Source organism: Chryseolinea lacunae, from assembly GCF_016735595.1.
GTDB lineage: Bacteria > Bacteroidota > Bacteroidia > Cytophagales > Cyclobacteriaceae > Chryseolinea > Chryseolinea lacunae.
The window spans coordinates 176,224-195,582 of record NZ_JAERRB010000004.1 but is presented as its reverse complement, the minus strand read 5'-3'; the positions used below and the strand labels follow the sequence as shown (position 1 = coordinate 195,582).

Annotated in this window: 16 protein-coding genes; 6 read left to right on the top strand and 10 right to left on the bottom strand. The window is 52.5% G+C overall.

Annotated elements, in window-relative coordinates:
* Nucleotides 1-3: 3 nt before the first annotated feature.
* Entirely contained in the window at nucleotides 4-1,899 is a 1,896-nt protein-coding gene (acs, locus tag JI741_RS13655; protein ID WP_202010337.1) for an acetate--CoA ligase, read from the bottom strand.
* A 263-nt stretch (nucleotides 1,900-2,162) separates the two neighbouring features.
* Here acs and JI741_RS13650 point away from each other — a divergent pair, with 263 nt between their 5' ends.
* From JI741_RS13650 to JI741_RS13635, 4 genes are read left to right on the top strand one after another with little or no spacing between them, the layout of a single operon-like run.
* A complete protein-coding gene (locus JI741_RS13650) occupies nucleotides 2,163-3,116 on the top strand; it encodes a hypothetical protein (protein WP_202010335.1) in 954 nt (317 codons plus the stop codon).
* Nucleotides 3,116-4,588: a B12-binding domain-containing radical SAM protein gene (locus JI741_RS13645; RefSeq protein ID WP_202010333.1), complete on the top strand. Its 1,473-nt coding sequence runs from the start codon at nucleotides 3,116-3,118 to the stop codon at nucleotides 4,586-4,588. The genes JI741_RS13650 and JI741_RS13645 overlap by 1 nt, the downstream gene beginning before the upstream one ends.
* A 21-nt stretch (nucleotides 4,589-4,609) precedes the next feature.
* Nucleotides 4,610-5,407, top strand: a complete 798-nt coding sequence (locus JI741_RS13640; protein ID WP_202010332.1) for a class I SAM-dependent DNA methyltransferase — start codon at nucleotides 4,610-4,612, stop codon at nucleotides 5,405-5,407.
* Between the two features lie 22 nt (nucleotides 5,408-5,429).
* Nucleotides 5,430-6,845 (top strand): B12-binding domain-containing radical SAM protein, encoded by a 1,416-nt coding sequence (locus JI741_RS13635; protein ID WP_202010330.1) that lies wholly within the window; start codon nucleotides 5,430-5,432, stop codon nucleotides 6,843-6,845.
* On the opposite strand, the gene JI741_RS13630 is transcribed toward JI741_RS13635, so the two are convergent.
* Genes JI741_RS13630 through JI741_RS13600 form a run of 7 tightly spaced genes read right to left on the bottom strand, consistent with a single transcriptional unit; the run spans nucleotide 6,840 to nucleotide 13,882 of the window.
* Nucleotides 6,840-7,865: a glycosyltransferase family 2 protein gene (locus tag JI741_RS13630; RefSeq protein WP_202010328.1), complete on the bottom strand. Its 1,026-nt coding sequence runs from the start codon at nucleotides 7,863-7,865 to the stop codon at nucleotides 6,840-6,842. The two genes, JI741_RS13635 and JI741_RS13630, sit on opposite strands and share 6 nt — an antisense overlap.
* Nucleotides 7,862-8,986, bottom strand: coding sequence for a glycosyltransferase family 4 protein (locus tag JI741_RS13625; protein WP_202010326.1), 1,125 nt, complete (start codon nucleotides 8,984-8,986; stop codon nucleotides 7,862-7,864). The genes JI741_RS13630 and JI741_RS13625 overlap by 4 nt, the downstream gene beginning before the upstream one ends.
* The gene (locus JI741_RS13620; protein ID WP_202010324.1) at nucleotides 8,983-10,083 is read right to left on the bottom strand and encodes a glycosyltransferase family 4 protein; all 1,101 of its coding nucleotides are present in this window, start codon (nucleotides 10,081-10,083) and stop codon (nucleotides 8,983-8,985) included. The genes JI741_RS13625 and JI741_RS13620 overlap by 4 nt, the downstream gene beginning before the upstream one ends.
* Before the next feature lie 20 nt (nucleotides 10,084-10,103).
* Entirely contained in the window at nucleotides 10,104-11,027 is a 924-nt protein-coding gene (locus JI741_RS13615; protein WP_202010322.1) for an FkbM family methyltransferase, read from the bottom strand.
* Nucleotides 11,014-12,060: a glycosyltransferase family 9 protein gene (locus tag JI741_RS13610; protein ID WP_202010320.1), complete on the bottom strand. Its 1,047-nt coding sequence runs from the start codon at nucleotides 12,058-12,060 to the stop codon at nucleotides 11,014-11,016. The genes JI741_RS13615 and JI741_RS13610 overlap by 14 nt, the downstream gene beginning before the upstream one ends.
* A gap of 25 nt (nucleotides 12,061-12,085) precedes the next feature.
* Nucleotides 12,086-12,850, bottom strand: coding sequence for a ZIP family metal transporter (locus tag JI741_RS13605; protein ID WP_202010318.1), 765 nt, complete (start codon nucleotides 12,848-12,850; stop codon nucleotides 12,086-12,088).
* 9 nt (nucleotides 12,851-12,859) lie between these two features.
* Nucleotides 12,860-13,882: an FAD:protein FMN transferase gene (locus JI741_RS13600; RefSeq protein ID WP_202010315.1), complete on the bottom strand. Its 1,023-nt coding sequence runs from the start codon at nucleotides 13,880-13,882 to the stop codon at nucleotides 12,860-12,862.
* A 152-nt stretch (nucleotides 13,883-14,034) separates the two neighbouring features.
* Here JI741_RS13600 and ruvB point away from each other — a divergent pair, with 152 nt between their 5' ends.
* On the top strand, nucleotides 14,035-15,066 hold the full coding sequence (gene ruvB / locus JI741_RS13595; RefSeq protein WP_202010313.1) for a Holliday junction branch migration DNA helicase RuvB: 1,032 nt from the start codon (nucleotides 14,035-14,037) through the stop codon (nucleotides 15,064-15,066).
* Between the two features lie 73 nt (nucleotides 15,067-15,139).
* Here the strand turns inward: ruvB and JI741_RS13590 are convergent, their stop codons facing one another.
* Together JI741_RS13590 and hemB are read right to left on the bottom strand one after the other, a co-directional pair.
* Nucleotides 15,140-17,134: a sensor histidine kinase gene (locus JI741_RS13590; protein ID WP_236676057.1), complete on the bottom strand. Its 1,995-nt coding sequence runs from the start codon at nucleotides 17,132-17,134 to the stop codon at nucleotides 15,140-15,142.
* Between the two features lies 1 nt (nucleotide 17,135).
* Nucleotides 17,136-18,125 carry a porphobilinogen synthase gene (hemB, locus tag JI741_RS13585; protein WP_202010309.1) on the bottom strand — a complete coding sequence of 330 codons (990 nt, stop codon included), beginning with the start codon at nucleotides 18,123-18,125 and terminating at the stop codon, nucleotides 17,136-17,138.
* 102 nt (nucleotides 18,126-18,227) lie between these two features.
* On the opposite strand from hemB, the gene JI741_RS13580 reads away from it, so the two are divergent.
* A complete protein-coding gene (locus JI741_RS13580; protein ID WP_202010307.1) occupies nucleotides 18,228-19,340 on the top strand; it encodes a serine hydrolase domain-containing protein in 1,113 nt (370 codons plus the stop codon).
* The last annotated feature ends 19 nt before the right edge of the window (nucleotides 19,341-19,359 follow it).

Genomic DNA, 19,359 nt, shown 5'->3' with positions numbered 1-19,359 from the left:
CGCTTAAAGCGCGCCGGCCTTGATCTCTTCTACTACCGCAGGGTCAAGCAAGGTTGTGATGTCGCCAAGATTTGTAGTGTCGCCTTCTGCCACCTTGCGCAAAATGCGGCGCATGATTTTTCCGGAGCGTGTTTTGGGAAGGCCGCTCACAAACTGAATTTTGTCGGGCTTGGCGATGGGGCCAATGATTTTCGAAACCGTGTCGCGAATTTCGGCGCGGAGCTTCTCTTCGTTTTCGGGTTTGTTATAGGTGATCACAAAGGCGTAGATACCTTGGCCTTTGATGTCGTGCGGATAGCCTACCACGGCCGTTTCGCACACGTCGTGATGTTCGTCGATGGCGCTCTCCACTTCGGCCGTGCCCATGTTGTGGCCCGACACGATGATGATGTCATCTACCCTTCCCGTGATGCGGTAGTAACCTTCTTCGTCGCGTTTGCATCCGTCGCCCGTGAAATATTTTCCGGGAAAGGTCGAGAAGTAGGTGTCTCTGAAACGCTGGTGGTCGCCATAGATGGTACGGGCCATGGAGGGCCAGGGAAATTTCACGGTGAGTCTTCCTTCCACGCCGTTCTCCGAAAGTTCTTTGCCATTCTCGTCCATCACCGCAGGCTGCACCCCGGGCAACGGCAACGTGGCGTGCGCGGGTTTCAACTTCGTGACATTGGCAATGGGCGATATCATGAAACCACCCGTTTCGGTTTGCCACCACGTGTCGATGATGGGACAGTTTTCTTTGCCAATATTTTTATTGTACCAATGCCAGGCCTCTTCGTTGATGGGCTCGCCCACCGTGCCCAATACCTTGAGCGACGAAAGATCATATTTTTCCACAAAGCTGAGCGGTGCTTTTTCGAGCGAGCGGATGGCGGTCGGTGCCGTGTAGAAGATGTTCACCTTGTGCCGCTCGATGGCCTGCCAGAACCGACCCATGTCGGGCCACGACGGAATGCCTTCAAAAATAACGGTGGTGCCACCCGCCGACAAGGGTCCGTAGAGTATATAGGAATGGCCGGTGATCCACCCAAGGTCGGCTGTGCACCAGTACACTTGTCCGTCTTTATATTGGAAGGCTGTTTTGAATGTGTAGTTGATGTACACCATATAGCCACCGCATGTGTGCACCATGCCTTTGGGTTTGCCCGTGGAGCCGGAGGTGTATAATATAAACAACATGTCTTCGGCATCCATTTCTTCGACGGGGCAATCGGCCGATACTTTGGCTATTTCGTCGTGCCACCAAAGATCGCGACCCGGTTTCATGTTGACACTGATCTTCAGCTTTTCAAATACTATTGTTTTTTTGATGGTCGGGCATTTTTCAACTGCCTCGTCCACAATGTGCTTGAGGTCTATTTTTTTGTCGCCGCGATACGAACCGTCAGACGTGAGCACCACCGAGCAACCGGCATCCTGAATTCTATCTACCAGCGAGCCCGACGAGAATCCGGCAAACACCACGGAGTGCACGGCGCCAATGCGTGCACACGCCAACACGGCATAGGCAAGTTCGGGAATCATGGGCATGTAGATGCAAACCCGATCGCCCTTCTTCACGCCGTTTGCCTTCAGCATGTTGCCCACTTTGCAAACCTGCTCGTGCAACACGCGGTAGGTGATGTGTTTGGCTTCGTCCTTCGGGTCGTTAGGTTCCCAGATGATGGCCGTTTGGTCGGCCCGTTGCGCGAGATGACGGTCGATACAATTTTCGGTGATGTTCAGCTTGCCACCAACAAACCACTTCACTTCGGGTTTATTGAAATCCCACTCCAAAACCTTGTCCCATTTTTTACGCCACACAAAATCACTGGCCACGGTGTTCCAGAATTCTTCCGGGTTATCTACACTGTTTTTGTACTGCTGCGCATAGGCTTCAAAAGAAGAAAGGGTTGTATTCATACGTAAAAGGGCGTCTCGGTTTATGTTACAAACGCGGGTGATAAAATTCTACTCTTTTTCTGGAAATTCAAATAATGTTTTCAAATGTGTGAGAAACACATGATAGAATTTTGTAAATTTCTTATCGGCCTTTTCGTGCTTCGCTTCTTTCTCCGGCAAACACCATTCTCAACCGCTAGCCCTCCCAAAACCCGGGGACTGTTTGATACGCACACGGTCCGCTATAAAATGATGGTAAGCATCACCTAAAATAACAGATACGTATGAACGTAGCCGTATCGGATCGCCTGGCGTTATCTGCGGTGGATGAACACATCCTTCGCACACTCTTGTATTTCGACATCTTTCAGTATCCACTCAACGCGCACGAAGTCTGCCACTTCCTGGGTGTTGCGGTGAATCAGGAAAACGTTGTGCACTCGCGCCTGCTCACCCTCACCGAACACAACTATATCTATCGTTTCGAAGAATTTTTTGGCGTGCGCAGCGACCCGGCCTATGTGCACCGTCGTGTGAAGGGCAATGCCGAAGCCGAACGCTGCATGAGCCTGGCCCAAAAACAAGCCCGACGCATTGCCCGGTTTCCCTTTGTGCGTGGTGTGTTGGGTTCAGGCTCGTTGTCGAAAGGCTATATGGACGAATATGCCGATCTCGACTTTTTTATTATCACCGCACCCGGCCGCCTGTGGATAGCCCGGACTTTGCTCGTGCTCTACAAACGCATCTTCCTGGGCAACTCGCATAAATATTTTTGTGTGAATTATTTTGTAGACGAACGTCACCTGGAAATAGAAGAACAAAATTTATTCACTGCCACCGAACTGGCCACAGCGTTGCCGCTGCAAGGGGCGAACGAATACAGACGGCTGCAGGAAAGTAATCCCTGGTTGTTGCAATTCTTTCCCAACTTCACCCCACGTTCGGTGCGCGATGTGCCCGATGTGCGCGTGGATGGATTAAAAAAATGGATGGAGGCATTTTTGAACCTCCCGGTGGTGTCGCGGCTTGAGCGCCATTTTCAAAAGATCACGCTGAACCGGTGGAAGACCTTGTATGAAAAAGATTATCCCGACGCCGACTTTGCCGTGGCGTTCAAAACAAAAACATATGCATCCAAAAATCATCCGCGCAACTATCAGCGTAAGGTGATGGAAAGCTATGCCGACAAACTGAAAGACTTTGGGTTGTCGCCCTTGCGTTGCAACAAGGCACAGTGATGAAAGAACAGGAGGAAGCGCGCATGATTTTATTTACGCATTCATATTTCTATAAGCTCGACGCCAAACAATGGCGATTCAAACAGCCATACCCACCGTTGGCCACCTTGCTGGCCGCCGCCGTCATGCGTGGTGAAGGCCACGCGGTGGCACTCGTCGACACCAACCTGCAAGACGATCCACGTGTTATTGTGCCGGCGTTGAAAACACACGCCCCGCGCTATGTTGTTATTTATGACGACGGCTTTAACTACCTCACCAAAATGTGTCTCACCGTGATGCGCGATGCCGCCTTTGTGATGGCTGCCGCCAGCAAAGCACAGGGCTGCACCGTCATTGTGTCGAGCTCGGACGCTACCGATCATTATGAAAAATATTTTGAACATGGGGTGGACTATGTGGTGCGGGGCGAAGGCGAAGAAACCCTGAAAGAACTTATCGCCACCCTGGAAGCAAACGGCAACACGGCGTTGGTGCAGGGCATCGCGTTCCGGGCCAACCAACAAACCGTGGTAACGCCGCCACGGCCCGTGCTTCGCGACCTCGATGCGCTTCCCCTGCCGGCGTGGGACCTGGTGGACATGGAAGCCTATCGCGCCATTTGGGTGAAACATCACGGCTATTTTTCGCTGAATGTGGCCACCACGCGGGGCTGCCCTTTCAAATGCAACTGGTGCGCCAAGCCCATCTATGGCAATCGCTACACCTCGCGCTCGCCCGCCCATGTGGTGCAGGAAATCGAGTTTTTGCTGACCCACTACCGGCCCGACCGCTTCTGGATGTGCGACGACATTTTTGGACTTAAACCGGGCTGGATTGCCGAATTTAACACCCAGGTGAAGGTGAAGAAACTTGTTTTCACCTACAAGATTCAGTCGCGCGTAGATTTGCTCGACCACGAAGTGGTGAATGCCCTGGCCGAATCGGGTGCTACGTCGGTTTGGGTTGGGGCCGAGTCGGGCTCGCAAAAAATATTGGACGCGATGGACAAAGGCACCACCGTGGCCCAGATTTATGAAGCCACGCAACGGCTCAAAACAAAAGGCATTGGTGTGGGGTTTTTCCTTCAGTTTGGCTACCTCGGCGAAACGGAACACGACATCGACGCCACGTTGCAAATGGTGCTCGAATTGATGCCCGATGAAGTGGGCATTTCCGTGTCATATCCGTTGCCCGGCACCAAATTTTACGAAAACGTGAAAGATCAGCTGCGCGAAAAACAAAACTGGTCCGATTCTGACGATCTGGCCATGATGTTTAACAGCACGTTCAACCACGCGTATTACAAGGCGTTGCACCGCTATGTGCACTATGTGTATCGAAAACAAAAGGGATATGCCAGTTTGAAGAAACTTATGCAGAGCCCTTTGCGTCTTACACGTAAGGACCTGAAGCAAAGTCTGGGCACATTTTATTTCGGCGCCCGCGCCACGCTTTTGAACAAAAGACTTCGTACCTTAATAAAGACTTGACCACCCCAACTCAGCGGTTTTATGGCTGCCCCTTTTGATCATATTGCCACGTCCTATGATTCGCAATTTACGCGAAGCGCCATCGGTCAATTGCAGCGCAAGCGTGTTTGGGCCTATCTCGAAAAAATAACACCGGAGCTGAAGGGGCTCGACATCCTGGAGTTGAATTGCGGCACCGGCGAAGATGCGTTATTGTTTAGTGAGAAGGGGTTCAACATTGTGGCCACCGATGTGTCGGAAGAAATGCTGAAGGTGACGCGCCAAAAGGCACAGCAGTTTTCCATGCAAAACAAAATCAGCTCGCAATACCTCGACCTTGACAACTTTGAGGAAACGTTGTTTGATAAGAAATTCGACCTTGTGTTTTCCAATTTTGGCGGCCTCAACTGCATCAACCCCGAAGCGGTGCAAAAATTGTTGACAAAAATTCCAACCATTCTGTCGCCGGGCGGCAGGTTTGTGGGCGTCATCATGCCCAAGTTTTGTTTGTGGGAAACAAACTATTTTTTGATGAAGCTCCGGTTTCTGAAAGCCTTTCGGCGCATGACCAGCAAAGAGGTGATGGCCGATCTGGAAGGGGTGCGCATGAAAACGTGGTATTATAGTCCATCCCAAATCAAGCAATGGTCGCGCAAAGCGTTTCACCATGCCGTGGTGAAACCGGTGGGCTTCGCACTGCCTCCATCGTATCTCGAAAATTTCTTCTCCAGCAAAAAAAGGCTGCTCCTGCAACTCAACCGCCTCGACGAAAAGCTTGACGATTTCTCTGTTTTGTCGGGCATGGCCGATCATTTCCTCATAGACCTCACGTTGGCATGACACGCCACGCCGCCCGCTGACCATGGAGGTGCTTCTTTCACACGGCTATTTTCTGGAGGATGATGAAAAAGAACAACGCATCCTTCGTCCCTATCCCCCACTGGGCATCCTCTGCATCGCTGCCTATCTAGACGAACACGGCATCGCCAACAGTGTGTATGACACCACGTTTTCCAGCAAGCCGCACTTCAACCAATACCTGCTTCAACACCAGCCGCCCGTGCTGGCGTTGTATGTGAACCTGATGACCAAGATCAACATCCTGGAGACCATCCGGTTTGTAAAACAAAACAAACCGGCCACACGCGTTGTGCTCGGTGGCCCGGAAGTGAAACACAGCGCCGAAAATTTTCTTCGTGCAGGCGCAGATGTTATCGTGATTGGTGAAGGCGAGGAAACAACCGCCGAGTTGGTCGCCGCCTTCAAAGCACATGGCTATGCAGACGGCGCCTATCGCCATACCATTCGCGGCATCGCTTTCCTGGATGAAGATCGCTTCGTGGAGACACCCGAGCGCGACAAGATCAAAGACATCAACACACTGCCGGTTCCCGCGCGTCACAAAATTGACCTCGATCTTTATTTGAACGCGTGGAAGCAACGCCATGGCACGAGCGCGCTTTCGGTGAGCACCATGCGTGGTTGTCCCTACACGTGCAAGTGGTGCAGCCGCGCCGTGTATGGCCTGAGCTATCGCCGTCGCTCGCCCGAGAAAGTAGCCGACGAGCTTGACACCATCCGGCAACGCTACCAGCCCGACAGCGTGTGGTTTGTAGACGATGTGTTCACCATCAGTCACAAATGGCTGACGGGGTTTCGCGATGCGCTGAAAGAACGAAACTTTGTGATGCCCTACGAATGCATCACACGGGCCGACCGCATGAACGAAGAGGTGATCGGCTTGTTGAAAGACACCGGATGTTTCCGGGTGTGGATTGGCGCGGAGAGTGGGTCTCAACACGTGATCGATCTCATGGACCGTCGTGTGCAGGTGACACAGGTACGCGACATGATCAAGCTCACCAAAACCTATGGCATTGAGACGGGCACGTTCATCATGCTGGGTTACCCCGGCGAAACGGAAGCCGATATCGAACAAACTATTACTCACCTCAAAGAATCAGACCCCGACCACTTCACCATCACTATAGCCTATCCCATCCGTGGCACTGAGCTGTTTGAAGAAGTGGAAGCGCTGCAAACCACCGCGCTCGACTGGAACACCAGCACCGACCGCGACATTGACTTCAAACGTTCTTATCCCCGAAAGTTCTATGACTTCGCCGTACGCCGTGTGGTGAACGAAGTGTTGTATAGCAAGCGAAAGCACACGGCTCTTTCGCCACGTGCCATCGCGTTCAAACTGAAATCTGTCGCAGCCAAAGTGGGCATGTGGTGGACCAAAGGAATGGCATCGCCTGAGGCTAAAAGTTTATAGCGACGGCCGCACAACTTTTTTATTCTTCGCCGCGCCCTCTACATACGGATTTCTGTTGCGCGCAATCAGGATCAACGCTTTCAGATTGGCATAGGCCAAACGCAATTGCCCTTTCACGGCGAATGACATCAGTAGACCCACAAGGGACCATGCAAGCCAACGCCGGTTTGATTTTTTGAAACGTGCATTCGTGGTTAAAAAATAATGAAGGGCTAAAATCCTACGATAGTATGCCAATGCATATTCCAGCCGGTTTTCGGGAGCCTTGGCGTTGTAGGTTTGTGTGCGATGTGTAACCACAATGGCTGCATCGTTCGGAAACGCCAGGGCGACACCATAGTTGTCGCCGATGCCGCTGGGATCCAGCACTTCGTCGAACGGTGATGCTTGCAACATTTCTTTTTTGATCAGGCTCGATCCCAGCGAATAGGTTTTTGTAACAAAGAACGGTGTATCAAAATTTGTGATGACAGGCCAGCCTCCAACGCTCACGCTGTTGCCCAGGCATTCATAGAATTTGCAAAGACGGGCATATGCAGGCCGAACCAGTGCCGACACGTTCATGCCTTTCACTTCGCCCCACACAGAAAGTCGGAACACATACGCCCAAAGCAGTCCTCGAAAATTTTTGAACGGATAGCGATACACCCACGTGTCGTTTTCAAGCTGCATGAACAAACCTGATGCAGCCGCACATTCGGGATGTTGGCTTATGGTGTTCACCAACGTTTCCACATAGTCTTTCGGAAAACGCATATCATCGTCGCACAAAAAAATCCAGGGCGATGTGGCTTGGGCTATGCCAAGGTTTCTTTGTATGCACACCGAAGCTTCGGACGCGATCCAGCGAAGGGGTACGGCGGAGAATTTTTCTGCGATGTCATCCTTGTAGTGCAGGTCATCGCTCGCGTCCACGATAATGATCTCTGCGACCGGATAGGTTTGCAATGCAATGTTGTCCAGCAAGGGCTGGATGTAGGCCGGCCGGTTGCGGGTGGGTATGACGGCGCTGATCTTCATTTGCCTTCAGCCTTTTTTTCTGACATCAGCGCGTCATAAATAATTCGGTAACGTTCCGCTGTCCACTCCAAATTGTGATGCGTTGCCCACGCGCGTGCCTGTTCGCGTTGGGTGGTCATGCGTCGGGGATCGGCCATGAGGGCCAGCACGGCGGCGGCCAGGCTTTCGGCATCGCGCGGCTTCACGGTGACGCAGCCCTGCGACGAAAGATCGGCCATCAAGCCCACGTGTGTTCCGCACACCAACACGCCAAGGGCCATCGCCTCGTTCACAACCAATGCCTGGCTTTCATAGCGCGACGTATGCAACAACATATCGGCCTGCCTGAATTTGTCGGGGAGCTTTTCGTGGGGCACAAATCCTTCGAACGTCACAAAAGAATCCAGATTCATCGCCGTGGCTAACCGCTGAATTTCTCCGTTCGAATAGTCCTCTCCCACATGCATCAGGACACAATCTATTTTTTCACGAATCAGAGCGAACGTCTTCAGCAGCGTCTCCTGATCCTTCACCGGGTGAAGGTATGCTACGTTGAGAAAAATCACGGGCGACGACAATGTTCTCTCACGATATTGGAAGTGGGCGCCATTTACCCCGCGGGGAATAACATGGATGTCCCGATGGATATGCAGGTTTTGTTGCACCTCGCGCTTCAAAAATTCCGTCAGCGCCGTAACAGCCGTGGCGTTTCGGATAACCCAGGTGTTGATCTTCTTGCGTCGTGGTCCCAGCAAGTCGCCAAACGCAATGTCTGCCAATCCCGAGGCTTCGGCGGCATCGAGGCTCACCAACACCGGAATGCGAAACAATTTTCCTGCAAGCACGCCAAAAAATCCTGAAGGAAATGTTGAATGACAATGAATAAGATCATAGCGTCGAAAAAGCATATCCCAAAAAATCGTCCAGGCAAATAGCAGTTCGCGAAGTGTTTTGTAACGCAGCGCCAGACCGGGAATTCGGGTCTCATAGGGAGCTGCTTTTTGCAACCTCGTGTGAAACTCAAAATACACGGTGATATTGAACGTGGTGCTCAGTTTTTCAAGCAGCGCACGATATGTAGGAATGGTGTGAGCGCCGCCACCCAAAAATGCAATTCGTTTTTTCTTTTCCGGCGCCGTCATGATCGTGAGGTGGGATCAAATTCGTCTATGACTTTCGTAATCTGCGTCGCCGTGTAGTGATCGCCAATGCCTTCAACAACTTTACGGGCAGCTTTGCGCATGGCGTCAATGCGCGCCGGATCTTTCACGGCCACAATAATTTTCTCTGCCAGACCTGTCGCATCTCCCGGGGCCACTATCAATCCGCACGTGTCTCCCATGTCGGCAAGCATGCCCACATTTGTTCCGGCAATCAGGGCTCCACATGCCGCTGCTTCCACAAACACCAACCCTTGCGCTTCATATAAAGACGTGTGCAACATGATGTCGCACGCGTGATAATAGCGGGGCATGTCGGCATAGGCTTGAGGTTCCAGGAAATCAACACGATCCGTCACGCCCAACGATTCGCACCAGCGCTTCAGCTGGCCATCATAGAAGTCGGCGCCCACCACCAGCAAACGCGAGGGCAGTCGTGCCGCCACTGCGGCAAATGCACGCAGCATGGTGAACTGATCTTTGATGGGCGTGTGGTTGGCCACGTGTATGAAACGCAAGTCGTTTGTGTCGATGGGCTTGGGCCGATATGAGAACACGCGCAGGTCAACACCATAGTGAACAACACCGATGCTTCGGGCAACACCATTTTGTTTCACGACCTGGGCCTGATAAACACTTATCGTAAGCAACGTCGTGCATTTCAAATAGGCATGCCGACACCACGCGCCGACACGCGCGTTACAAAACACGCCGTAAGGAACCGACGCCAGCCCGACCGAATCGCCACCATGCAAATAAATAACCGAGGGCCTTCTGAAAAAAGCGGCTACACGATAGGCCAGCACACCCGAAGGATAGCCCCAAAAACTAAACACCACATCATACGATTTCCAAAGATGATGCCAGGCAAACATCAACACCAGATACACCCATCGCCACAGGCCGGGAGCAAATTTTCCCCGATAGGAAACGATCCTGAAATTCTCCGGAACAAAATCGGCGTTGGGTGGAAGGTGCGAGTACACGGTGATGTCGAACGTGGTAGCCAGTTGTCCCACCAAAAGCTGCAACGCAGGATAGCCTTGCGAGTAGAAGCCTCCACCTACACCACCGGTCATCCATATGGCTACATGCTTTTTCAGAATGTCAGGGGTTTGGTGTTGGGGAAACACAGGGCATCGACGTGCATGTTTTCTTCGGTGAGGTCTATCGCCTTTAGTGTGGCGGCATCGAGCACGGTATAGTCCAGGCTTTCGAGGTAACGAATCAAATCCAGGGCAGTATACTGTTGTTGTCGCAGGTTCACTTCGGCCACCTCCACAAAAAGCAACGGCTTCCACGCTTCCAAAACTTCGCGTGCGCCTTGCAGCACAAAAATCTCAAAACCTTCTACATCAATTTTCAACACATCGGCTTTTGAAATTGTGCCGTCGCGTTTGAACGCGTCGAGCGGTTTTATTTCAACACGTTCCGAACCCACCGATTGCACAGGAGCTTCGGCAAGGATGCGATTGGCGCCTGGATTAATGGAGTATAGTTTATACAACGCTCCCTCGGCCGCTGTTGCACCCAGTGCCACCTGAAATGTTTTCACGTTTGTGAATGGGTTCAGGGCGAGGTTTTGTTGCAGGGCGGCATAGTTTTCGGTGTCGGGCTCAAAGGCATACACCTTTCCTTGTTTGCACAGCTGCGCGCAGGTTAAGGCCACATAGCCAAGGTTGGTACCGATGTCAAGCACCGTGAAGTCGGGCTTGATGAAACGGAAAAGATTTTGAAGCGATTTGTTTTTCATCGAATGAAAATAAATCCAGTGATCGATGAGCCTGCTGATGTCGAGCCGGAACACAACGCCATCGCGCGTCGCCGTGCGCAGGCTGTTGTCGGGATAAAAATATAGCGGCGGGATTGACCGGCGCCAAAAACCGTCGGGGTTTTGCTCCAGTTGTTTCACGAGGAAACGTTCGAGTGGTGGTATTCTGAAAAAATTCCGGAACAGGTTGAAGAACTTCACCCTCGGTGGCACGGCATAGGGAAAGCGGCTGTAGGCTTTATGCAGAAACATGGCGGTGTGGCTTGGCGTGAGGAAGAATTTTTTCGGCGCAGGCCATCACAAACTCTGGTGTGTAGCGCGTGAGGCAACGGTTGTCGTCAAATTTGCAGACAGGCAACAAACACGGCCCACATTCAAGGTCTGACGAATCGAGACACATCGACCATGCGCCTTGTGGTGCCGACCAATCCTTACGGCTGGAGCTGAACAACGCCAGCGTAGGAATGCCCTGCACCCAGGCCATGTGCATAAGGCCCGAATCTTCGGTCAACATAAAATCACAGCGTTGCAAAATTTCGAAGGCTTCCACCGGGTCGGCTTTTCCTGTGAGGTTTAGGCAATGGTCTCCCAGGCGAGTCTCAAGATAGGTTGCCGCTTCCTGATGCGCCGGCAAAAGCAGTAACACAAATTGTGTCAACGGATAGGCAACCTGCCACCGCCGGGCAAACGCCTCATAGGCCGACAACGGCCAGTGTCGGGATGGACAGTAGCCTGCAGGATTGAGCACCACCAGTTTATGCTGCTCACGATAGCCGGCCTGTTGCAGCAACACATCCGCCCGCCCCGGCTGTCGCGATTGAAAAAATGTTTCGGGTTCGATCCGCCACGACCACAACGCTTCGATGGTGTTTTGCGTCCGCCTCCCCGCCGACAACGACGACGACCGGTCAAACTCAACCCACGCTTTTGCGCGCAGCACCTTGCGAATGATTTTGCTGATGCGATGATTCTGCAAATCCATGACGGCGTCGAACCGTTGCATCCAGAGTTTTGGCAGCAGCAGCAGCGCCAACAGGAATTGCACGCGGGCATTGCGGCCTCCGCCGATCGCGATCACCTCGTCGAACAACACCAGTGCTTCGGGAAGGGGCGCCACTTCGGCACGTGTGAGCAAGTGGAGACGCACGTTGGGATATTGTCGCTTCAGGTTTTGCAAATAGGGCAGCGTGATCACCACATCGCCCATGGCCTGAAAGCGCATGACGAGAATTTTTTGAGGCGGCTGATTTCCCTTCCAGGGGCGACTGCGCAAAGTTGATTCCACTTACTAAAGATAAGTGGTTGTGTCATCACATCACAAACTCCACAGCAATGGCCGCTAGCGCACCCACAATGACTACGGCCATTTTGCGCGCATTGAAATGATGTTCGGGGCTGCTCTCCACAACAATGGTGGTGGAGATGTGCAAAAAGTTTCCACTCACCAGGGCATAGAGGTAGACGAGGCCGGTGGCCGAAAGAACTTCGTGGCGCGCCAGGTAGGTGCTGAGCAACAAACCCGCCGGTGCTGCAAGCGAGAAACCGATGAGGTGCGGCAACGCTTTGTTGCGGGAGTGCAGTTGGTGTGTGAGCACCGTCATCAGCGCGAAGGCCGCCGGCACGCGGTGCAGAACAATGCCCAGCAACACGGCGTTCACATCATAGAACGGACCCATGTGTTCGGGTTGTGCCAGCATGCCACCTTCCAGAAAGGCATGCACGCATAGCGCAAACAAAAGCACCAGTGCCGATATCGCTTTTTCGTGACTGTGACTATGAGCGTGCGCATGATCATGATCGTGGGTATGAACATGACCATGCTCAATGCCCGACGTGAAATATTCCAGCAGGTGCTGCAGAAAAAAACCGGCCAGCACAAACAAACCGATCAGTTCCAGCGAACCACTTTTCTTGTAGAGCTCAGGCAAAATGTGAATGACCGTGATGGAGAACAGGTAAGAGCCTGCAAAGATCAGCAGCAATCTGAAATTCATGTTCTTGTTCTTGGGAACAAGATAGATCAGCAAACCGGATAGCAACGGTGTCAGAAAAAGGACCAGTAGTTTCAGTATCATGATCGGTGTTCAGGGTTCTAATGTAACAAACGCTTTGAGGCCGGGCGTGATAAACGTTTCCAGTGTATCGCCCGCCAGCGAATAGATCAATATGGCATCTAACTCCGGATGCTGCTTTAAAAGTTCAATTGCCTTTTCGTGACCCATCACCATGAAGGCCGTGGCCCAGGCGTCGGCCGAAGAACAATCGGCCGAAAACACGGAAGCGCTCAGCAGGGCGCGTTGTGCCGGGTAGCCCGTGGCGGGATCGATGGTGTGCGAATATTTACGTCCATCAATTTCATAATAGTTGAAATAGCTGCCCGACGTGGTAAACGATTTGTTGCTAAGGCTGATGTAGGCTTTGTAGAATTGATGATCGATGGTGGAGTGCGGATCGATGACACCCACTTGCCACGGTTTGCCACTATTCAGATTTTTGCCCACTGCCATGCCCTCACCGCCTATTTCCACCAACATGTTGGCAATGCCTTTTGCTTTCAGAAAGTCGGCCACCACATCGGCACCATAGCCCTGGCCAATGCCGCCGAAGTCGAGTTGCACACGCGGGTCGGTTTTCACCACGCTGTCGCGCGAAAGCTTCACCTTGTCGAAACCCACAAAGCGGAGCAACGAGTCGGTGCGGATCGAGTCGGGCGACACGGCTTTGCCCGGACCAAAACCCCAGGCACTCACCAGCGGCATTACCGTGGGATCGAAGGCCCCGTGCGAGCTTTGGAAAATTTCCTGTGCCTTCTTCAAGGGCGGATACAGGTAGGGCAACCCCCAGGCCACACCGCGAACACTTTTGTTGAAGCGCGACACCTCGGCCGTGGGGTCGTAGGTATTTATAGACTTGTTGACCAGCCGCAAAAGTGAATCGACCGCTGTTTTAAAGTTGCGTTTCTGTTTATCGAAGTAGGTGATGTGATAGGTGGTGCCCATGGTGGTGCCCTCCAGCCGGATGGGAATGGGCGCTTTCCGCGAAAACCCGGTTGCCAACATCAAAATCAGGGGCAGCAGGAAGAGCGTTGTTCGTTTTGGATGCCTCATTGTGAAATCTGTCGCAAGGTATAAAAAATGTCATAAATGCAACATTGTTGTATATAGGATATTCGGGTCGCGGGTGCTCTTTGTCAAAATAATATGAGAACTTTGGTGCGTGTTTGGCAGCACAGGCCGATTACTTTTTTAACTTTTCACCCATGCGCGAAGACTATCTTAAAGGCGACAACGAAGGGCAGGGCGCTGCCGAGAAAGACGTTGAAAAAGCATTGCGTCCGCTTTCCTTTCACGACTTTGCCGGACAGGCCAAGGTGGTAGAGAACATCAAGATTTTTGTGCAGGCCGCCAAGCAGCGCTCCGAGTCGCTCGACCACGTGTTGTTGCACGGCCCTCCGGGTCTGGGTAAAACCACGCTGTCGCACATCATTGCCAACGAATTGCAGTCGAGCATCAAGATCACTTCCGGCCCGGTGCTTGACAAGCCCAGCGACCTCGCGGGGTTGCTCACCAACCTCGAGCCAAACGATGTCCTCTTCATCGACGAGATCCATCGTCTCAATCCCATTGTGGAAGAGTATTTGTACTCGGCCATGGAAGATTTTCGCATCGACATCATGCTGGACTCGGGTCCGAATGCGCGCTCGGTGCAAATTGGTCTCAACCCGTTCACCCTCATCGGCGCCACCACGCGCGCCGGGTTGCTCACGTCACCCCTACGCGCACGCTTCGGCATCAACGCGCGGTTGGAATACTACGATGCCGCGTTGCTCACGTCTATCGTGAAACGATCGGCCACCATTTTGCAAACGCCCATTGCCGACGATGCTGCTTTTGAAATTGCCCGTCGCAGCCGGGGCACCCCACGCATCGCCAACAACCTGCTACGCCGCACACGCGACTTCGCCCAGATCAAGGGCGACGGCGTCATCACCATGGCCATTGCACAGCTTGCGCTGAAAGCATTGGATGTTGACGAAAACGGACTTGACGAAATGGACAATCGCATCCTGCTCACCATCATCGAAAAATTCAAGGGCGGTCCCGTGGGCCTCACCACCATTGCCACGGCTGTGGGCGAAGAAGCAGAAACGATTGAAGAAGTGTATGAGCCCTTTCTTATCCAGGAAGGCTACATCAAACGCACGTCACGCGGCCGCGAAGCGGCCGACAGAGCCTACAAGCATTTGAAAATTGCCCGGCCCGCATCGAGACCTGCGGGTTTGTTTGATTAAGATTTGATTTGGTGATTAAAGTTTTCGCGGCAGGATCTTGTTGCCTAAAGCGCCGCTGTGCAAAACAGACCCCTTATGGATTTGCTTTGGCCACTTCAAAGTTTTCCACGTATTGTGGAAGCGAAAAATAGAACGTCGTTCCCTTTCCGTCTTCCGATTCAAACCAGATGCGGCCGCCGTGCTTCTCCACAAATTCTTTGCAGAGCAACAACCCCAGACCTGTTCCTTTTTCCTGGCGTGTTCCCTGTGTGGTGATGCTGCCGATGGTGAACAGCCGATCGCGGTTTTGCGCGGGAATGCCCACACCGGTGTCGGCCACGGATAGAATTATTTTAGTGTCAACACGATAAGCACTGAGGGTGACGCTGCCATCGGCGCGCGTGAACTTGATGGCGTTGGTGAGCAGGTTTCGGAACACGGAGCGGATCATGTTCAGGTCGGCAAAAGCATTGAGCTCGCCTTGCACGTTGTTGTTTAACGTAATTTTTTTGTCACGACACTCCGCTTCCAATAGCCGCACGGTTTCTTTGGCAATGTCGCTCAGATTCTGTTTGTCCGGCTCAAACGTTTCGCCTTTCATTTGCAGTTTGGCCCACTGCAAAAGGTTGTCGATGAACTCGGTGGTTTGCACCAGCCGCACTTCAAGGCCTGCGGAAATTTTTTGAAACTCTTCCGAATTCAACACACCCGACTTGGCCAGTGTGAGCGCGAGGTGAAGAGAGTTGAGCGGGCCGCGAATGTCGTGCGACACCACGGAAAAGAGTTTGTCTTTCACGTTGTTCACTTCTTCCAGCTGCAGGTTTTGCTGGTGAATTTCGTCGGTGCGCAGGCGCACTTCGTGTTCGAGTCGTTCCTTCTCTTCCTGTTCGCGTTTCAGCTCCTGTTCTTTGGCTTCGTGATTTTGCTTTTCGAGCGTGGTCCAGCGATCGCCCAGGGCATAGGCAATGAACAAGGTTTGCAACACACAGCCCAACATGAGGCCACCATAGTTTGTGCTGAGGTAGCCCGGCACATAGCCCAGGTTGCTCATGGTGAAAAATGCAGCAGCCAGCAAAGGCGACATCCACGCCAGCAAATAGTAGCGCGCGGGGCGGTAGCCTTTCGAAAAGCAATAGCCGGCCGACGACAAGGCCAGCAAACAGTGGAGCAGTATGAAGTAGTGGTGAAACTTATACGAAATCTGACGGAAGAAAATGATCATGCACAAACCCACCAACACGTCGAGGGTGGCATTCACCACCATGATGTTGTCAAGCCAACGATTGAAATTCCGGAGCTTCAAAAAAGCACGCGTCAACAATGTGGACAACACGATGAACAACGGCCCTGTGATAATGGCAAAGTAGTCGTTGAACACCGGGCGGTTCGGGTGCAGGTATAGAAAATTATAGCCTTGAAAGAATGCCACCACGTTGGTCATGGCCACCAGTGTGAGAATATAGTAGAGCGTTACGCGATCTCGTATGGAGAAAAAAAGGAACAACTGGTAGAGCGTCATGATAAACATGGCGCCATAAAAAAGTCCGTTCACCAACTGGATGGTGCTCGACGCTTCGGTAAACGCTTCCTGTTGCCACAACATGGCAGGCAATTGCACCGACGACGTGGTCTCTACACGCAGGTAGAACGTTCGCTTGTGCTGCTGCGGAATGTTGATGGCAAAAACCGGATGACGGTGAAAGGTGATGGGAAACTGGTCGCCGGCGGTTTCCTGCGTCCACACGCCTGTGGAATCGTCCTGCGCAAAGAAGTCGACCTGGTCCAACGGCGAATAATCTATTTCGAGGAGCCACGATTCTTCCGAAGACTCATTTTCAACATCCATCCTAAACCAATACGCGGCGCGGTCAAATCCGAAGTTGGGCGATTCGGTTCCAGGCACGGGCAGCATGCGCAGGGCCTGCACGTTGGCCAGCGTGAGTGTTTGGGTCTGGTCGCGCCAATAGTGCAAATGGTTTTTCACAGGCACGCGGCCTTCGTTGGTCAGCACCAGGGTTTGTGAAAAAACACCCGTGCTACTCCCCAGAAGACCGACCACCAGCAAAAACCGTTGCAGCATGCGCATCATGTCAATGTTTCAAAGATTGGGCAAACTCTTTTGCAAAGTAGGTGAGAATGACATCGGCCCCGGCGCGTTTGATGCTCAGCAACGTTTCTTTCATCACGCGTTCGCCGTCCAGCCATCCCCGTTGTGCGGCGGCTTTCACCATGGAATATTCGCCGCTCACGTTATAGGCCGTGATGGGTAATGTGGCGTTGTCGCGCAGCAAACGTATCACGTCGAGATAGGCCAGCGCAGGTTTCACCATCAGAAAGTCGGCGCCTTCGGCTTCGTCGAGCTGGGCTTCGATGAGCGCTTCGCGACGGTTGGCGGGATTCATCTGATATGTTTTTTTGTCGCCGAATTTTGGTGCTGAGTCCAGCGCGTCGCGAAACGGGTTGTAGAATCCGCTGGCATATTTTGCGCAGTAGCTCATGATAGAAACATCGGTGAATCCATTTTCGTCGAGCACCTTGCGGATGTAGCCCACGCGGCCGTCCATCATGTCGGAAGGGCCCAGAATGTCGATGCCGGTTTCGGCTTGCGCGAGGGCCATCTTGCCCAGGATGTCGAGGGTTTCGTCGTTCAGAATTTTTCCGTCGCGCACCAGGCCATCGTGACCGTCGGAGCTATAGGGGTCCATGGCCACATCGGTCATGATGCAGGCCTCGGGGAATTGTTTTTTTATTTCGCGAAGGGCTTTCAGATAAAAGAAGTTGGGGTCGTAGCTTCGGGTGGCCTCTTTGTCTTTCCACTGATCTTCCACAGCGGGAAAAACGTCGAAGGCGCGTATACCAAGCTTCATACACTCTTCAATTTCTTTCAACATTAAATCGGCAGAGCGTCTGAAAATGCCGGGCATGGAGGCCACTTCGGTTTGTTGATTTTTTCCATCGAGCAGAAACAAGGGAAAAATCAGATCGTCGGTAGTGACGCGGGTTTCTTCCACCATGCTGCGGATCACTTCACTTTTCCGGTTTCGACGCGGCCGACGGACGAACGTGTGTTGTTGGGACATAGAAACAAAGGTTATCTCAAGAGAGTCGAAAGTTAATGCTTCCGGCAGTGCAAAAAAATATGGATCTTCACTGTCTGCCACTCCTTTTAACGGAATTGACTCATGAAATCGTTTCTCCGCCCCTTCACCTTTTTTCTGGTAATCGCCGCCTGCACACCCAAAGAAAAAGCCACGCCCGCGCTGGCCGACGAATTGGACGCCCACTTCAGCGGGCAGTATCCCAAAAACGAACCGGGCGCCGCCGTGCTCATCCTGAAAGGTGACAGCGTTGTTTTTTCAAAAGGCTATGGCGTGGCCGACCTGAAAACACAAGAAGCCATCACGCCAAAAACATTATTCAACCTGGGCTCCATCTCCAAAACCTTCGTGGCAAGCGCCATCCTGATCCTGCAGGAACAGGGCAAACTTTCGGTAGAAGACAGTCTTTTTAAATATTTTCCGGCGTTCAAAAACAAATCCATCGCACAACGGGTCAAGATCAAACATCTGCTCACACACACGTCAGGGCTGGGCGACAATCGCCGGGTTGGGTCGGACACTGTGTTTTACCTGACGGCCAGGGACGTTGAGAATTGGTATCCGGAAACGCAACTCGACTCGCTGTCGTTCGAACCCGGCGCGCAGTTCGAATATTCCAATCCCGCCTTCAACGGGCTGGCCCTCATTGTGGAACAGGTGAGCGGCATGCCGTGGCAAACGTTCGTGAAAGAAAACATTTTTAATCCGGCGGGCATGACCACCAGCACCATCACCAACGGTGCTCATCCCGAACAAGGCGTGTCGCATGCCTATGTGCTGAATCATGGCCAGTGGACCGAAGACGATTATGGCGAAGAGCCCACATTTCCGGCGGCGGGCAATGGCGGCGTGTGGAGTTCTGTTGAAGAAATGGCGTTGTATGAGCAAGCATTCCGGGCTGCTAAATTTCTGAAACCGGAAACCATTCGCGAAGCCCGCACCATCAAAACCTATCCCCACTGGAAGAGCGCCGAAAAACCTTTTATCGGCTGGCCCTGGTTCATTGCCAACAATGACAGCATCACGTTGGTGGGCCACCCGGGAAGTCAGGGAGGTTTTCTTACCAACTATGTGAGCATCCCCGAAAAGAAAATTCTGTTTGTCATACTATGCAACGCGCCACGCGAAGACTACGAAATGAAAGAGACCACAGCCTATGTGCTGCGCCAACTCAAAGCACGGAATTGGCTGGATTGATCTTTCGGTTTTATGCAGG

What these genes read in the sequence shown, in the direction of transcription:
- JI741_RS13605 (WP_202010318.1), bottom strand. Translation starts at nt 12,850, where the DNA reads ATGATACTGAAACTACTGGTCCTTTTTCTGACACCGTTGCTATCCGGT.
- JI741_RS13645 (WP_202010333.1), top strand. Translation starts at nt 3,116, where the DNA reads ATGAAAGAACAGGAGGAAGCGCGCATGATTTTATTTACGCATTCATAT.
- JI741_RS13650 (WP_202010335.1), top strand. Translation starts at nt 2,163, where the DNA reads ATGAACGTAGCCGTATCGGATCGCCTGGCGTTATCTGCGGTGGATGAA.
- JI741_RS13615 (WP_202010322.1), bottom strand. Translation starts at nt 11,027, where the DNA reads ATGTTTCTGCATAAAGCCTACAGCCGCTTTCCCTATGCCGTGCCACCG.
- hemB (WP_202010309.1), bottom strand. Translation starts at nt 18,125, where the DNA reads ATGTCCCAACAACACACGTTCGTCCGTCGGCCGCGTCGAAACCGGAAA.
- JI741_RS13580 (WP_202010307.1), top strand. Translation starts at nt 18,228, where the DNA reads ATGAAATCGTTTCTCCGCCCCTTCACCTTTTTTCTGGTAATCGCCGCC.
- JI741_RS13635 (WP_202010330.1), top strand. Translation starts at nt 5,430, where the DNA reads ATGGAGGTGCTTCTTTCACACGGCTATTTTCTGGAGGATGATGAAAAA.
- JI741_RS13600 (WP_202010315.1), bottom strand. Translation starts at nt 13,882, where the DNA reads ATGAGGCATCCAAAACGAACAACGCTCTTCCTGCTGCCCCTGATTTTG.
- JI741_RS13620 (WP_202010324.1), bottom strand. Translation starts at nt 10,083, where the DNA reads ATGACCGGTGGTGTAGGTGGAGGCTTCTACTCGCAAGGCTATCCTGCG.
- JI741_RS13640 (WP_202010332.1), top strand. Translation starts at nt 4,610, where the DNA reads ATGGCTGCCCCTTTTGATCATATTGCCACGTCCTATGATTCGCAATTT.
- JI741_RS13590 (WP_236676057.1), bottom strand. Translation starts at nt 17,134, where the DNA reads ATGATGCGCATGCTGCAACGGTTTTTGCTGGTGGTCGGTCTTCTGGGG.
- acs (WP_202010337.1), bottom strand. Translation starts at nt 1,899, where the DNA reads ATGAATACAACCCTTTCTTCTTTTGAAGCCTATGCGCAGCAGTACAAA.
- JI741_RS13630 (WP_202010328.1), bottom strand. Translation starts at nt 7,865, where the DNA reads ATGAAGATCAGCGCCGTCATACCCACCCGCAACCGGCCGGCCTACATC.
- ruvB (WP_202010313.1), top strand. Translation starts at nt 14,035, where the DNA reads ATGCGCGAAGACTATCTTAAAGGCGACAACGAAGGGCAGGGCGCTGCC.
- JI741_RS13625 (WP_202010326.1), bottom strand. Translation starts at nt 8,986, where the DNA reads ATGACGGCGCCGGAAAAGAAAAAACGAATTGCATTTTTGGGTGGCGGC.